Below are 13,871 nucleotides of genomic sequence, written 5' to 3'. Positions count from 1 at the left end.
CCGGCGGCTTACTTGCCCACGCCCGATGCCGCGATCTGCTTCTCGACGTACTGCGCGAACAGCGCGTGCAGGTGCGTCGTCGGGTGGACCGTGTCGGCGAACATGTAGGTCTGGTCCGCGTTGGCGGTCGTGTAGGTCTGCGGCGAACAGAACAGCGACGAGCCGAAAGCGCTCGCGTCCGCGACGCCGTATTGCGTCGCCGCCGCGACCATCGCCTTCAGGTTGCAGGCAGTGTCGGTGTTCGACACGGTGAAGCCGTTCGCCTGGTAGTTGGCCGCGATGCCGTCTTGCCACGTGAACGAATCGACCACCGCATACTTCGTCGTGTCGACCTTCAGCGCGGCCAGCGTGCCGACCAGCGTCTGGTTGAACAACCCCGACAGTTGCGTGAACACGGCCTGCGTGCCGCCCTGCAGCGCGAGCGGCGTGCCGCCGATGTCCGGCACGTTCGCGACGAACACGTGCGTCGCGCCGGACGCGACGATCTGCTGGACGAGCGCGGCGAGCTGTTGCGCGGCCAGGCCGATCGCCTGTGCGGCCGCGAGCTGGGCGGCCTGCGTGTTGCCTTGCGCCTGCGCGACTTGCGCCTGATAGAAGATGTCGTTCGCGCCGCCGTTGATCAGCACGATCTGGCCTGCGTTGAAGCTGCCGTGCTGCGACAGGTACTGCTTGACCTGGTCTGCGATCGGCGTCGTGGTCGCCTGTGCGTAGTCCGCGTTCGCAACGCTCGCATCCGCGTGGCCGATGCCCGGCTGCAGCGTCACGCGCGAGCCGCCCTGTGCATAGCCGAGGCCGCCCGTGGCCTGCAGCGGAATGCCGAAGCCGCCCTGGTTTGCGGGCTGCAGCGTGTCGCCGTAGTACTGCGCGACGTCCTGCGTCCATACCTGGCCGGGGTTGGTCGTGAAGCGGCCGCCGCCGAAGCCGAGCTTGATCTGCGAGTAGGTGCCGGCGTCCGACAGGCTGTCGCCGAACGAGACGATCTGCATCTGCACGCCGGACGGCGGCGTATTCGATGCGCTGCTGTTGTTGTCGTCGCCGCCGCCGCATGCGGCGAGCAATGCGAGCGCGGCGCCCGCGAGCGCGACCTGCGCAGTGCGCAGCAGGCGTTGCCGGTTGTGTGACGGGGTGCGTTGTTGTGATTGCATCGATGGATCTCCTCGTTGATATGGCCTGGATGTGTCGTGCATCTGCCGCGTGCCTGCTCAGGTCCAGACTGCGCGGCGGCCGTTGGCTGAAGCGGTTTATTGGTCGCGCACGGCCGCAAGCGGCGTGGTACGCGGATCGTGGTTTGCGGCCTCGGCGATTTGCGCATGATAAGCGCTCGCCCATTCGGGCGGGCCGAAAATCGCGCGCAGCTTGTTGCGCCATCCTTCGACGCGTAACGCGTCGGCCGCCATCGACACCCACTCGTGAAACGTCGCGACGAGCGGGTTGTTCGAGCCCAGCGGCTCGACGATTCCGTATTGCGGCGGGTCGTCGGGCGATTCCTCGACGTAGCTGCCGAACAGGCGATCCCAGATCACGAGGACACCTGCGTAATTGCGGTCGATGTAGCGCGGATTGCGCGCGTGATGCGCACGATGGATCGACGGCGTGTTGAGCACGTATTCGAGCCAGCCGAGCTTGCCGATCGCCTGCGTGTGCACGAAGAACTGGAACGCGAGATTGATCAGCACGACGCCGACGATCTGCTGCGGCGGAAAGCCGAGGAACGCCAGCGGCAGCCAGAACACCCACATGCCGGCGACGGGATACATCAGGCTCTGCCGGAACGCGGTCGAGAAATTCATTCGCTCGGACGAGTGGTGCACGACGTGCGCGGCCCACAGCCAGCGCACGCGATGGCTCGCGCGGTGGAACACATAGTAGAGCAGGTCCTGCCCGACGAACAGCACGGCGAACGACAGCCAGCCGTCGTGCCACGTGAACAGCCGGAAATGCGTGTAGCAGTACGCATAAACGGGGATCACGAACAGCCACGCGAGCTTGTCGGCGCCCTGGTGCATCAGCGCGAGCGCCGCGTTGCACAGCGTGTCGCGCCACGCATAGACATGGTCCTGCGCACGTGTGCGGGCGAGGTGCCAGGCCTCCCAGCCGATGCAGAGCAGGAAGACGGGCGCCAGCGCGAGCAGAAGCAATTCGACGTCGAATCGCATGGACGTGTCTCCTCCTTTCCCCTGCAAGCCGTGAGGCCGGGCGCGTGGCCCGTTGTAGATATCGATCAGGCCAACAGCCTACGCAATCGCCACGCGCTAGGCGAGGGGGGAGCGTAGAGGGTTCCCTCTGAGGACAGGGTTTCTACGGAAGCCGCGCGGCGCGGGCGCGGGCGGTATGGCCCCGTTTTTCGTGCAGGGCCGGCGCGTGGGCTGCGGCGCACCGGTGACGGTGGCCGTTTCAAACCGCGCGCGCCGATTCGGCGGGAGACGGGGTGGCGGCAGATTGCCTGCCGGGCCCCGGGGTGAGGTGCCGCGCCGTCGCCGGCGCGAGCCGATGACGCAGCGTCAGTGCGCGCCGGCGTAGATCCATTCGAGCAGCGTGTCGTGCGCGGCGCGCGCGGCTTCGGCGTGATCGTCGTTGATGAAGCTGACGACGATGTAGCTCTGGCCGTCGGTGCCCGCCACGTAGCCCGCAATCGCGCGCACGTCGCGCAGCGTACCGGTCTTGATGTGCGCGTTGCCGAGCACGCCGGCGTTGGTCAGGCGGTTCTTCATCGTGCCGTCGATGCCGGCGATCGGCAGCGAATCGACGAACGCCTGTGCGACGGGGCTCGCGTTCGCGGCCTGCAGCAGCGCGGCGAGCGACAGCGCGCTCACGTGCTCGTCGCGCGACAGGCCCGAGCCGTTCTGGAGCTCGAGGTCGGGCATCGCGATGCCGTTCTTCTGCAGGAACGCGTGCACCACGCGGCTCGACTGTTCCGGTGTCGCGGGCGGCCTGCCGGCAACCGCGCCGATCGTCAGGAACAGGTTGCGCGCCATCACGTTGTTGCTGAACTTGTTGATGTCGTAGACGATGTTGCCGAGCACGGGGCTTTGATGCACGGCGACCGGACGTGCGTTGCCCGGCACCTTGCCTTCGCTGACCGGCCCCGCGATCGTGCCGCCGTCCTGCTGCCACAGCGCGAGGAAGCCGCGCGCGAAGAACGTCGTGTGATCGAGGATCGCGAGGTTGGTCGTATGCGCGCCGCAGCGCAGCGGATAGTCGCCGGCAAACGATGCCGTCATGATTCCGCCCGTGCCGGTCGACAGCGTCGGGCGCGCGGCCTCCGCGGCCGCCCCGCACGAGCCCTTGCCCTCATGCAACTGGTTGTCGATCGACAGGTCGGCGAGCGGTGGCAGCACGTCGACGGCCACCTTGCCGTCGTCGCCCGGCGTGACCGTGAACGACACGGCCTTGAACGCGTATAGCAGCGGATCGGGGCCGACGTTGTACGGCGCGCTCACGTCGTCGTCGAACGACGGCAGGTCGCGCGTCGACGCGGCGAAATAGCTCTTGTCGAGCACGAGGCCGCCGGCCACGCGCTTGATGCCGGCCTTGCGGATCTTGTCGACGAGGTCGATCAGTTCCTCGGGCACGAGCTTCGGATCGCCGGTGCCCTTGATGTACAGGTTGCCCTGCAGCGTGCCGTCCGGATCGACCGGGCCGTCCGCATACGCGGTGGTGCGCCAGCGGAAGTCGGGGCCGAGGATCGACAGGCCGGAGAAGGTCGTGACGAGCTTCATCGTCGACGCCGGCATCATCGGCCGGCTCGCATTCCACGCGATCAGCGGCTCGGGGTTGCCGACCCGCTCGACGACGACGCTCATCGCGGACGCGGGCACCTTCGCGCGCTGCAGCGCAACGAGCACGGACGCCGGCAGGCCGGCCGCGCGTGCGGCCGGCGACACGACGACGCTCTTGTGCGCTTCCTTATGTGACTTCTTGCGGGCTTGCGCGGACGGTGCGAAGGCAAGGGCCGCGCAGGTGGCGACGACGGCAGCGGTGCGCAGGCAAAGGCGGGCGCGGGGCGTGAACCGGGCGGAAAGATCGGAAATCGGCATGAGCGAATACGGGAAAAGCACGAAACTCGGGCAGGGCGCGCGCGGCGCCGGAGCGCACATTGTAGAGACAAGTCCGCACACGTCCCTTGCAATCCGCCTTTCTGTTGCATTGCAAGGAGCGCCGGCAATTCGCGGCGCTACAATGGGCGCCATGTTTCACTCGTCCCATGGACTCCTGTTCCGATGCGCATTCTGCTTGTCGAAGACGACCGGATGATCGCGGAGGGCGTGCGCAAGGCGCTGCGCTCCGACGGCTTCGCGGTCGACTGGGTGCAGGACGGCGACGCGGCGCTCACCGCGCTCGGCGGCGAGACGTACGACCTGCTGCTGCTCGATCTCGGCCTGCCCAGGCGCGACGGCATCGACGTGCTGCGCACGCTGCGCGCGCGCGGGCTGTCGCTGCCGGTGCTGATCGTTACCGCGCGCGACGCGGTCGCCGATCGCGTGAAGGGGCTCGACGCCGGCGCCGACGATTACCTCGTCAAGCCGTTCGATCTCGACGAGCTCGGCGCGCGGATGCGTGCGCTGATCCGTCGCCAGGCGGGGCGCAGCGAGTCGCTGATCCGCCACGGCGCGCTCACGCTGGATCCCGCGTCGCACCAGGTGACGCTCGATGGCGCGCCCGTCGCGCTGTCCGCGCGCGAGTTCGCGCTGCTCGAGGCGCTGCTCGCGCGGCCCGGCGCGGTGCTGTCGAAAAGCCAGCTCGAGGAGAAGATGTACGGCTGGGGCGAGGAGATCGGCAGCAACACGGTCGAGGTCTACATTCATGCGCTGCGCAAGAAACTCGGTTCGGACCTGATCCGCAACGTGCGCGGGCTCGGCTACATGGTCGTCAAGGAAAGCTGACGCGTGCGGTCGATTCGTCATCAATTGCTGATCTGGCTGCTCGCGATCGTCGTCGCGGGCGTGGGCATCGCGGGCTGGCTGATCTATCGGCAGGCGCTCGCCGAGGCGAACGAGCTGTTCGACTACCAACTGCAGGAAATCGCGGCGGCGCTGCCGTCCGAGCCGTTCTCGCAGGTGTTCGGCTCGCGCACCAACGGCGACGAAGGCATCGTGATCCAGATCTGGAATCGCAACGGCGTGCTGATGTACTTCTCGCATCCGCGCGCGCCGATCGCGCCGCGCGCGGAGCTGGGTTTCTCGACCGAGCGCACCGATCGCGGTGAATGGCGCGTGTACGGTGCGATCGTCGGCGACAACGTCGTGCAGCTCGCGCAGCCGCTGTCGGTGCGCAACCGGCTCGCGGCGAACGTCGCGCTGCGTACGCTGTGGCCGCTGATCGTGCTGCTGCCGTTCCTCGGCGCGGCCGTCTGGATGATCGTCGGGCGCGGGCTCGCGCCGCTCGCGCGCGTGACGCGCGCGGTCGAGGCACGCCGGCCTGAGGCGCTCGATCCATTGCCCGATGCGCGCCTGCCGCTCGAGGTGCAGCCGCTCGTGCGCGCGCTGAACGGGCTGCTCGCGCGGCTGTCGGCGGCGCTCGACACGCAGAAGGCATTCGTGGCCGATGCCGCGCACGAACTGCGCACGCCGCTCGCGGCCGTGCAGATCCAGGCGCAGCTCGTCGCGCGTGCGAAGGACGATGCGTCGCGCCGCGAGGCGGTCGCCGATCTGCAGGACGGTGTCACACGTGCGACGCGTCTCGCGGAGCAGTTGCTCGCGCTGGCGCGCGCCGAACCCGACGGCGCCACGATGCGCGAGCCGGTCGACCTGCAGGCGCTGCTCGCCGAATGCGTGGCCGCGCATGCGCCGCTCGCGCAGCGGCACGACATCGATCTCGGCTTCGAGGAGACGTGTGCGGCAACCGTCGTCGCCGACATCGGCGCGCTGCGCGTGATGTTCGGCAACCTGCTCGACAATGCGGTGAAGTACACGCCCGACGGCGGCCGCATCGACGTATCGCTGCTGCGCGACGCGGCCGGCCGCACCTGTGTGCAGATCGGCGACAGCGGGCCCGGCATCCCGGCCGACGAGCGCGAGCGCGTGTTCGACCGGTTCTACCGCGACAGCTCGGCGCGGGCGCGCGCCGACGTGTCGGGAAGCGGGCTCGGGCTCGCGATCGTCAAGCGCGTTGCGGCACAGCAAGGCGCGACGGTGTCGCTCGGCGACGCGGCCGCGGGCGGCCTGCTCGTGAGCGTCGTGTTCCGCGACGCCGAGATCCCCGCGCCGGCGCCCGAATCCGTCTGAAGAACGGCGGCGGTGGTCCGGCGTCGACCGGCTTAAGCCCCGCTTAAGGCCGATTAAGCCTCTTTTAAGTCAGGGTCGTTACGCTGCGTCCTAACAAAGAGGAGGTCCTACGATGAATACCCGATTCCTTGCGCGCGGTGCCGTCGCGGTCGCCGTGGCGGCCGCCCTGTCCGCCGGCTATGTCGCAGGCACCCGCCGTGCCGATCCGCAGATCATCACGCCCGCGCAGGCGGCCGCGCTGATGCCGGCCGAGGCTGCGGCGAAGACCGGCATTCCCGATTTCTCCGGACTGGTCGAAACCTACGGCCCGGCCGTCGTGAACATCAGCGCGAAGCACGTCGTGAAGCAGGTGTCGCGACGCGTGCAGCAGCCGCAGTTGCCGATGGACCCGAGCGACCCGTTCTACCAGTTCTTCAAGCACTTCTACGGCCAGGTGCCGGGCATGGGCGGCGACGCGCAGCCGGACGACCAGCCGAGCGCGAGCCTCGGCTCGGGTTTCATCATCAGCCCCGACGGGTACATCCTCACCAACGCGCACGTGATCGACGGCGCAAACGTCGTGACGGTCAAGCTGACCGACAAGCGCGAGTACAAGGCGAAGGTCGTCGGCTCCGACAAGCAGTCCGACGTCGCGGTGCTGAAGATCGACGCGAGCGGCCTGCCGATCGTGAAGATCGGCGATCCGGCGCAGAGCAAGGTCGGCCAGTGGGTCGTCGCGATCGGTTCGCCGTACGGCTTCGACAACACGGTTACGTCCGGCATCATCAGCGCGAAGTCGCGCGCGCTGCCCGACGAGAACTACACGCCGTTCATCCAGACCGACGTGCCGGTGAACCCGGGCAACTCGGGCGGCCCGCTGTTCAACCTGCAAGGCGAGGTGATCGGCATCAACTCGATGATCTACTCGCAGACGGGCGGCTTCCAGGGCCTGTCGTTCGCGATCCCGATCAATGAGGCGATCAAGGTCAAGGACGAGCTCGTGAAGACGGGCCACGTGAGCCGCGGCCGCCTCGGCGTCGCCGTGCAGGGCCTTAACCAGACGCTCGCGAGCTCGTTCGGGCTGCAGAAGCCGGACGGCGCGCTCGTCAGTTCGGTCGACCCGAACGGCCCGGCCGCGAAGGCCGGCCTGCAGCCGGGCGACGTGATCCTGGCGGTGAACGGGTCGCCGGTTGCCGATTCCACGTCGCTGCCCGCGCAGATCGCAAACCTGAAGCCCGGCTCGAAGGCCGACCTGCAGGTGTGGCGCGACAAGGCCAAGAAGTCGATCACCGTGACGCTCGGCGCAATGAGCGACGCGAAGCTGGCGTCGAACGACGGCAGCCCGGTCGAACAGGGGCGCCTCGGCGTCGCGGTGCGTCCGCTCACGCCGCAGGAACGCAGCGCCGACAACCTGTCGCACGGGCTGATCGTGCAGCAGGCCGGCGGTCCGGCTGCCAGCGCGGGCATTCAGCCCGGCGACGTGATCCTCGCGGTCAACGGCCGCCCGGTCACGAGCCCCGAGCAGTTGCGCGATGCGGTCAAGGGAGCAGGCAACAGTCTTGCTCTGTTGATTCAGCGCGATAATGCACAGATCTTCGTGCCGGTCGACCTGAGCTGACCGGTGGCCGTTGCGGGCCGGCCTGGCCGGCCCCGGCGGGCGCCGCCGTCGTTCGACCCCGTGGTGCCGTGTTCCGACCCAAAAGGAGAGAGCCATGCAATATCTACGCAACGTGTCCCGATTTGCCGTCGCCGCGGCGCTGGCCGCGGGCCTCGCAACCGCCGCGACCGGCGTGTACGCGCAGTCGGACGGCTTGCCCGCCGCAAGCCAGCAGGGCGATGTGAGCTACGTGTCAGGCGGCATCGGCAAGGATCAATCGACGGCATTCGAGCGCAACGAGGCGGCGTGGCCGCTTGCGCTGCGCTTTACCGGCAAGGGCGGTGAATATCTGGCCGACGTCCACGTGCGGATCGTCGACGGCAAGAGCAATGAAGTGCTGAAGACGGACGCACGCGGGCCGTACATGCTCGTGAAGCTGCCGCCGGGGCACTACACCGTCCATGCGTCGTACCAGGGCAGCGACGAGTCGCGCGCGGTCACGGTCGGTCCGAAGGGCGGCGCGAAAGCTGCGTTCCAGTGGAGTGCGCAGTAAATTGTCGGCCGCGGCCCCGTCAGGGGTCGCGCAATCGGACGAAGTTTCGCCCATAATGAAAGCCACGGCTGCGTGCCGTGGCTTTTTCGTTTCCAGCGCCCGGCTTGCCCGCCGGGCCGCCCAAAGGAGAAACGATGTCGGATTCCCCTCGCCTCGAAATCGTGCCGAACCGCCATCGCGTGCGGGTGATCCATCGCGGCATCACGTATGCCGATTCGCAGGGTGCGCTGACGGTGCGCGAAGCGGGCTTGCCGGACATTCACTACCTGCCGCGCGACGACGTCAACATGCGCCGGCTCGTGAAGTCGGGCGTCACGACGACCTGTCCGTTGAGGGGCGAGGCCGTGCATTTCGATTTGCAGACCGAAGACGGCGTGATCGAGAACGCCGCATGGAGTTACGAGGAACCGTTGGAGGCAGCGTCCGCGCTTGCGCACTACGTTGCCTTCGACACCGCACGGATCGACAGTCTCATCGAGACATCCTGATGCGGTACGCGTTCATCGGGGAGGCATCATGGAACTGAACGACACGTTACGCGTACCACTCGCGCCGACGATCGTGCGGGACGCGTTCGAGGATCTCGCGCTGCTGCGGGCGAGCTTCGACCATTGCGAATCGTTCGTGAAGCTGCCGCACGGCGAGTTCGCGCTGACGATCACGGTGCCGCTCGGCCCGCTGCGCGCGCGCTACGACGTGCGTGCTCATTCGGCGGGCGAGCAGGGCGACGCGGAAGGGCGGCCGCGCCGCGTGCTCAACTTCAAGGCGCGGGCCGACGGCCTCGGTGCGCTGCGCGGCCAGGTCGAACTCATGCTGCTGCCGGACGACGATGACGCCGATGCGACGCGCATCGACTACGTGGTGTGGGCGACCGCGAGCGGGCCGCTCGCCGAATTGCCGGCGCGGCAGATCGAGAACGCGCTGCGCGAATGGACCGACGATTTCTTCCGCGAATTCTGCGCGGTCGTGCAGGCGAAGCACGGACTCGTGCCGAACCGCGCTCGCTCGGGCACGCAGCGTCGCCAGCACGTATTCCTGCGGCCCACGTCGATCATGGCCGCGACGAAGCGTCCGCTGCCGCCGCACCTGGGCGGCGCGCTGAGCGGTCGCGCCACCAGTGCGCTCCATCATCGCGAATCCGGCCCGCTGCCCGTGTGGATATGGGCGGCGATCATCGTGTTCGTCGCGCTGCTGCTTTATGCGGCGCGCTGGATCAACGGCGCCTGAGCGCGCCGCCTCATGGCCGGCTGCCGGCGGGTGCCGCGGCGGCCGCTACCGTCGCGCGTCGGCGCCGCGAAATTCCTTTCGATAGGCCGATGGCGATGTGCCGAGCGCGCCGGCGAAATGCTGGCGCAGCGACACGCTCGACCCGTAACCGGCCGCCTGCGCGATCGCATCGATCGATTGCCCGGTCGTTTCCAGCAGATGCTGCGCGCGCGTGAGCCGCTCCGCCTGCAGCCACGCGGTGACGGTCGTGCCGGTGGCCTGGCGGAAATGGCGCGTGAACGTGCGCCGGCTCATCAGCACGCGGCCGGCGAGCGAATCGACGCTGTGCGCGACGTCCAGATGCGCGCGCACCCAGTCGAGCAGGGCCGCGAGCCGCGCGTCGCGCGGATGCGCGGCGACCGGCTGCGGCACGTATTGCGCCTGTCCGCCCTGACGGTGCGGCGGGATCACGAGGCGGCGGGCAATCTGGTTCGCCGCGTCCGAGCCGAAGCGGCGGCGCACGACGTGCAGGCAGCAGTCGAGCCCCGCGGCCGTGCCGGCCGACGTCATCAGGTTGCCGTCGTCCACGTACAGCACGTCGGGATCGAGCTTCACGCGCGGAAAGCGCTGCGCGAAATCGTCGGCCCACGCCCAGTGCGTCGTGGCCGGCCGCCCGTCGAGCAGCCCGGCCGCGGCGAGCACATACGCGCCGAGGCACAGGCCGACGAGCTGCGCGCCGCGCGCGGCGGCTCTACGCACCGCGTCCAGCATCGCGTCGGGCGGCGCTTCGTCCGGATCGCGCCACGCGGGCACGATCACGATGTCCGCGTCGTCGAGCGCATCGAGCCCGTACGGCGCGGTGATCGTGAAGCCGCCAGTCGTCGACAGCGGCCCGCGCTCGGCCGAGCACACGCGGAACTCGAACGCGGGCGTCGCGGCCGCATCGCGCTCCTTGCCGAACACGACGGACGGCACCGACAGGTGGAACGGGCTGATGCCGTCGTACGCGATCACGGCGACAACGGTCGGGGCAGGGGCAACGGGCGACGCAACGGCGCTCATGGCGGGCTCCGGGATGGCGATGGCCCGATTTTATCGAAGAATGGCAATCGGGCCACTGTCCGCGTGCGCGGCACGATCCGACAATCCATCGCATCGCGCTGCCGGCCGCTCCGTTCCGGAGCGGGGCGGCGCCGTCGAACCCGGAGCCAGCCATGTCGAATGCCGCGTCGTTTTCCGCTTCCCGCCGCGCCCTCATCGCGATCGATGTCCAGAACGAATACGTGACGGGCAACCTGCCGATCGAGTATCCGCCCGTCGACGTATCGCTTGCGAACATCGGCCGCGCGATCGACGCCGCGCACGCGGCCGGCGTGCCGGTGATCGTGGTCCAGCACGTCGCGCCGGCCGGCGCGACGATCTTCGCGCCCGGCACGGACGGCGTCGCGCTGCACCCGGTCGTCGCCGGGCGGCCGTACGCGCACCTGGTCATGAAGGCGCAGGCCAGCGCGTTTGCCGGCACCGACCTCGCCGCGTGGCTCGCTGCGCACCGCGTCGACACGCTCGCGGTCGCCGGCTACATGACGCACAACTGCAACGCATCGACCGTCTATCACGCGGCGCACGCGGGGTTGAACGTCGAGTACCTGGCGGATGCCACCGGTGCGTTGCCTTACGAGAATGAAGCGGGCGCGGTGAGCGCCGAGGAGATTCACCGGGCGTACACGGTGGTGTTCCAGTCGAATTTCGCGGCGGTGATGTCGACCGATGCGTGGATCGCCGGACTCGCCGGTGCGGCGATGCCAGGGCGCGATTCGGTGGCCGCGTCGAACCGGCGGGCTCGCGCGCAACGCGCGAAAGCGGCCTGAGCAAATCGCGAGGGCGGGGGAATCGATCGGGCGGCGCGGCGCTGCCTCCCGTGCACGGCCGGGACGACCGGCCGCCGATGACGATGAAACGGCGCGCATCGCGCCGTCGGCGGGCGAGCGTCAGTCGCCCATTTTCAGCATTGCCGGGCTGTAGCGCATCATGTCGAAGCAGCCGTCGACGAGCTTTTCAGCATGCTGCTCGGCATCGATTTCGTCGGGCAGCATCAGCATGTCGCGCACGAAGCCGCTCACGAGCGTGTGCAGCATCAGCGTCGCGCGCCACGTGTCGAGCCGCTCGGGCAGCAGCTTGAGTCGCACGGCGGCCGCGAGATCGGCGTCGATCGCGTGCAGCGCCTCGCTCATCCCCGCGCGGTTGCGCTGCAATAGTGGTTCCATATCGGCGACGTATTCGCACTTCATGAACAGGATGCTGAACACGCGCCGCAGTTGCGAGTCGCGCTGCACCCCGAGCAGGCACCAGATCAGGATCTTGCGGATCTTGTCGAGAGGATTGCCGCCCGGTGCGTCGAGCGGCATCGTCTTCAATTCGTCGATCGGCAGAAACACGCGGTCGAACATCGCGTCGAACAGTTCGCTCTTGTTCGCGAAATGCCAGTAGATCGCGCCGCGCGTCACGCCGGCGTGATGGGCGATGTCCGCGAGCGACGTGTGCGACACGCCTTTCTCGAAGAACACGTGTTCGGCGGCATCGAGAATGCGGTTGCGCGTCTCGAGTGCCTCCTCCTTGGTGCGTCTGACCATGTGCAGGCCTGAATGGGTCGATCGTAGATGAATATAGGGTCTGCAACCCTCGTCGCGATCGCGTGGAGTGGCTATGCTTGCGACTGGTAATAGTTCGTAAGACTGCGCGTTTGGCGACGGGCGAGCGGGCTTTTTACATACATTCGTGAATGTATATACAATACCACCCTACGATCGAATGACCCAAGTGGCAATCAGTTAATATCCCACTCTGCTGATTCCCGCCCAAGTAACAGTCCGCAGTGCGCGGCATCTCGTCGGCATGGAGGTTTCGTGCCGACGTGCTGTATCCAGCAGTCCAGTAATTCAGGTGTTCGATCTGCGCCGCGAGGCGCATCCGTGTGGTGTTCCGCTCGGGCACCGCACTTATTCCAATGGTTATACACAGAGGTCGCTCCATGCGCGTCGAACGGGTTCCATACCGCTTACTCACTGTCGCGACGGCTGCCGTTTTCCTGGCCGCGTGCGGGAAAAAAGAATCGGCACCGCCGCCGCAAACGCCGGAAGTCGGCGTCGTCACCGTCCAGCCGCAAAACGTACCGGTCTTCACCGAACTGCCGGGCCGCACCAGCGCATTCCTCGTCGCGCAGGTCCGCGCGCGGGTCGATGGCATCGTGCTGCGCCGTGAATTCACCGAAGGCAGCGACGTGAAGGCTGGCCAGCGCCTCTACAAGATCGATCCGGCCCCGTACATCGCCGCGCTGAACAGCGCGAAGGCGACGCTGGCGAAGGCGCAGGCGAACCTCGTCACGCAGAACGCGCTGGTCGCGCGCTACAAGGTGCTGGTTGCCGCGAACGCGGTCAGCAAGCAGGACTACGACAACGCGGTGGCCACGCAAGGGCAGGCCGCGGCGGACGTCGCGGCCGGCAAGGCCGCGGTCGACACCGCGCAGATCAACCTCGGCTATACGGATGTCGTGTCGCCGATCACCGGCCGCGTCGGCATTTCGCAGGTCACGCCGGGCGCTTACGTGCAGGCGAGTCAGGCGACGCTGATGTCGACGGTGCAGCAGCTCGACCCGGTGTACGTCGACCTGACGCAGTCGAGCCTCGACGGGCTGAAGCTGCGCCAGGACGTGCAGAGCGGCCGCCTGAAGACCACCGGCCCGGGCGCGGCGAAGGTGTCGCTGATCCTGGAAGACGGCAAGACCTATCCGGAAGCGGGCAAGCTGCAGTTCTCGGATGTGACGGTCGACCAGACGACGGGCTCGGTGACCATCCGCGCGGTGTTCCCGAACCCGGGCCGCGTGCTGCTGCCGGGGATGTTCGTGCGGGCACGGATCGAGGAAGGCGTGAACGAGAACGCGTTCCTGGTGCCGCAGATCGGCGTCACGCATGACCAGAAGGGCCAGGCGATCGCGATGGTCGTGAATGCGAGCAACAAGGTCGAGCCGCATCCGTTGAAGACGAGCGGTATGCAGGGTCAGAACTGGATCGTCGAAGGCGGTCTGGAGGCGGGCGACCGCGTGATCGTGCAGGGTATCGACAAGGTGCGTCCGGGTGCGACCGTGAAGGCCGTGCCGGCGCAGTTGTCGGCACCGGACGCAGCATCTGACGCTGCCGCATCCGCCGCGCCGGCAGCCGCCGGATCCGGCGCCGCAGCCGCTTCGGGTGCCGCCGCATCGGGTGCTGCTGCGGCAAGCGCCGCCGCTGCGTCGAGCGCGCAATAACAGGGAGCCTGT

At 68.1% G+C, this 13,871-nt stretch carries 13 protein-coding genes; 8 read left to right on the top strand and 5 right to left on the bottom strand.

Translation table 11 applies throughout. The features are described 5' to 3' along the window. Positions 1-8: 8 nt before the first annotated feature. The 3 genes from DIE13_RS12595 to dacB form a co-directional block, all read right to left on the bottom strand. Positions 9-1,145 carry an SGNH/GDSL hydrolase family protein gene (locus DIE13_RS12595; RefSeq protein ID WP_124827525.1) on the bottom strand — a complete coding sequence of 379 codons (1,137 nt, stop codon included), beginning with the start codon at positions 1,143-1,145 and terminating at the stop codon, positions 9-11. Between the two features lie 96 nt (positions 1,146-1,241). After that, on the bottom strand, positions 1,242-2,156 hold the full coding sequence (locus DIE13_RS12590) for a sterol desaturase family protein (RefSeq protein WP_124827523.1): 915 nt from the start codon (positions 2,154-2,156) through the stop codon (positions 1,242-1,244). Between the two features lie 345 nt (positions 2,157-2,501). Beyond that, entirely contained in the window at positions 2,502-4,037 is a 1,536-nt protein-coding gene (dacB, locus tag DIE13_RS12585; protein ID WP_124827521.1) for a D-alanyl-D-alanine carboxypeptidase/D-alanyl-D-alanine-endopeptidase, read from the bottom strand. Between the two features lie 183 nt (positions 4,038-4,220). On the opposite strand from dacB, the gene DIE13_RS12580 reads away from it, so the two are divergent. The 6 genes from DIE13_RS12580 to DIE13_RS12555 all read left to right on the top strand — a co-directional run bounded on the left by DIE13_RS12580 (position 4,221) and on the right by DIE13_RS12555 (position 9,580). Continuing rightward, the gene (locus DIE13_RS12580; RefSeq protein ID WP_124827519.1) at positions 4,221-4,883 is read left to right on the top strand and encodes a response regulator; all 663 of its coding nucleotides are present in this window, start codon (positions 4,221-4,223) and stop codon (positions 4,881-4,883) included. A gap of 3 nt (positions 4,884-4,886) precedes the next feature. Further along, positions 4,887-6,224 carry an ATP-binding protein gene (locus DIE13_RS12575; RefSeq protein WP_124827517.1) on the top strand — a complete coding sequence of 446 codons (1,338 nt, stop codon included), beginning with the start codon at positions 4,887-4,889 and terminating at the stop codon, positions 6,222-6,224. A 112-nt stretch (positions 6,225-6,336) separates the two neighbouring features. Then, on the top strand, positions 6,337-7,821 hold the full coding sequence (locus DIE13_RS12570; protein ID WP_124827515.1) for a DegQ family serine endoprotease: 1,485 nt from the start codon (positions 6,337-6,339) through the stop codon (positions 7,819-7,821). Between the two features lie 94 nt (positions 7,822-7,915). Continuing rightward, entirely contained in the window at positions 7,916-8,353 is a 438-nt protein-coding gene (locus DIE13_RS12565; RefSeq protein WP_124827513.1) for a carboxypeptidase-like regulatory domain-containing protein, read from the top strand. Positions 8,354-8,487: 134 nt separating this feature from the next. Next, a complete protein-coding gene (locus tag DIE13_RS12560; protein ID WP_124827511.1) occupies positions 8,488-8,841 on the top strand; it encodes a DUF427 domain-containing protein in 354 nt (117 codons plus the stop codon). Positions 8,842-8,869: 28 nt separating this feature from the next. Continuing rightward, entirely contained in the window at positions 8,870-9,580 is a 711-nt protein-coding gene (locus DIE13_RS12555) for a CoxG family protein (RefSeq protein ID WP_124827509.1), read from the top strand. A 45-nt stretch (positions 9,581-9,625) separates the two neighbouring features. Here DIE13_RS12555 and DIE13_RS12550 read toward each other — a convergent pair whose 3' ends face one another. Beyond that, the gene (locus tag DIE13_RS12550) at positions 9,626-10,621 is read right to left on the bottom strand and encodes a helix-turn-helix domain-containing protein (RefSeq protein WP_124827507.1); all 996 of its coding nucleotides are present in this window, start codon (positions 10,619-10,621) and stop codon (positions 9,626-9,628) included. A gap of 152 nt (positions 10,622-10,773) precedes the next feature. Between DIE13_RS12550 and DIE13_RS12545 the strand changes: the two genes are divergently transcribed. Beyond that, positions 10,774-11,427 (top strand): cysteine hydrolase family protein, encoded by a 654-nt coding sequence (locus DIE13_RS12545; protein WP_124827505.1) that lies wholly within the window; start codon positions 10,774-10,776, stop codon positions 11,425-11,427. Between the two features lie 120 nt (positions 11,428-11,547). Here DIE13_RS12545 and DIE13_RS12540 read toward each other — a convergent pair whose 3' ends face one another. Further along, positions 11,548-12,189 (bottom strand): TetR family transcriptional regulator, encoded by a 642-nt coding sequence (locus tag DIE13_RS12540; RefSeq protein WP_124827503.1) that lies wholly within the window; start codon positions 12,187-12,189, stop codon positions 11,548-11,550. A 398-nt stretch (positions 12,190-12,587) separates the two neighbouring features. Here DIE13_RS12540 and DIE13_RS12535 point away from each other — a divergent pair, with 398 nt between their 5' ends. Continuing rightward, positions 12,588-13,859: an efflux RND transporter periplasmic adaptor subunit gene (locus DIE13_RS12535; protein WP_124827501.1), complete on the top strand. Its 1,272-nt coding sequence runs from the start codon at positions 12,588-12,590 to the stop codon at positions 13,857-13,859. The last annotated feature ends 12 nt before the right edge of the window (positions 13,860-13,871 follow it).

It is taken from the genome of Burkholderia sp. Bp9016, assembly GCF_003857765.1.
Lineage (GTDB): Bacteria > Pseudomonadota > Gammaproteobacteria > Burkholderiales > Burkholderiaceae > Burkholderia.
The sequence above is the reverse complement of the archived record's forward strand: the minus strand, read 5'-3'. Positions and strand labels throughout refer to the sequence as shown.

Coding starts and splice junctions, on each gene's coding strand:
- DIE13_RS12580 (WP_124827519.1), top strand. CDS start 4,221: ATGCGCATTCTGCTTGTCGAAGACGACCGGATGATCGCGGAGGGCGTG.
- DIE13_RS12545 (WP_124827505.1), top strand. CDS start 10,774: ATGTCGAATGCCGCGTCGTTTTCCGCTTCCCGCCGCGCCCTCATCGCG.
- DIE13_RS12550 (WP_124827507.1), bottom strand. CDS start 10,621: ATGAGCGCCGTTGCGTCGCCCGTTGCCCCTGCCCCGACCGTTGTCGCC.
- dacB (WP_124827521.1), bottom strand. CDS start 4,037: ATGCCGATTTCCGATCTTTCCGCCCGGTTCACGCCCCGCGCCCGCCTT.
- DIE13_RS12565 (WP_124827513.1), top strand. CDS start 7,916: ATGCAATATCTACGCAACGTGTCCCGATTTGCCGTCGCCGCGGCGCTG.
- DIE13_RS12595 (WP_124827525.1), bottom strand. CDS start 1,145: ATGCAATCACAACAACGCACCCCGTCACACAACCGGCAACGCCTGCTG.
- DIE13_RS12560 (WP_124827511.1), top strand. CDS start 8,488: ATGTCGGATTCCCCTCGCCTCGAAATCGTGCCGAACCGCCATCGCGTG.
- DIE13_RS12590 (WP_124827523.1), bottom strand. CDS start 2,156: ATGCGATTCGACGTCGAATTGCTTCTGCTCGCGCTGGCGCCCGTCTTC.
- DIE13_RS12570 (WP_124827515.1), top strand. CDS start 6,337: ATGAATACCCGATTCCTTGCGCGCGGTGCCGTCGCGGTCGCCGTGGCG.
- DIE13_RS12535 (WP_124827501.1), top strand. CDS start 12,588: ATGCGCGTCGAACGGGTTCCATACCGCTTACTCACTGTCGCGACGGCT.
- DIE13_RS12540 (WP_124827503.1), bottom strand. CDS start 12,189: ATGGTCAGACGCACCAAGGAGGAGGCACTCGAGACGCGCAACCGCATT.
- DIE13_RS12555 (WP_124827509.1), top strand. CDS start 8,870: ATGGAACTGAACGACACGTTACGCGTACCACTCGCGCCGACGATCGTG.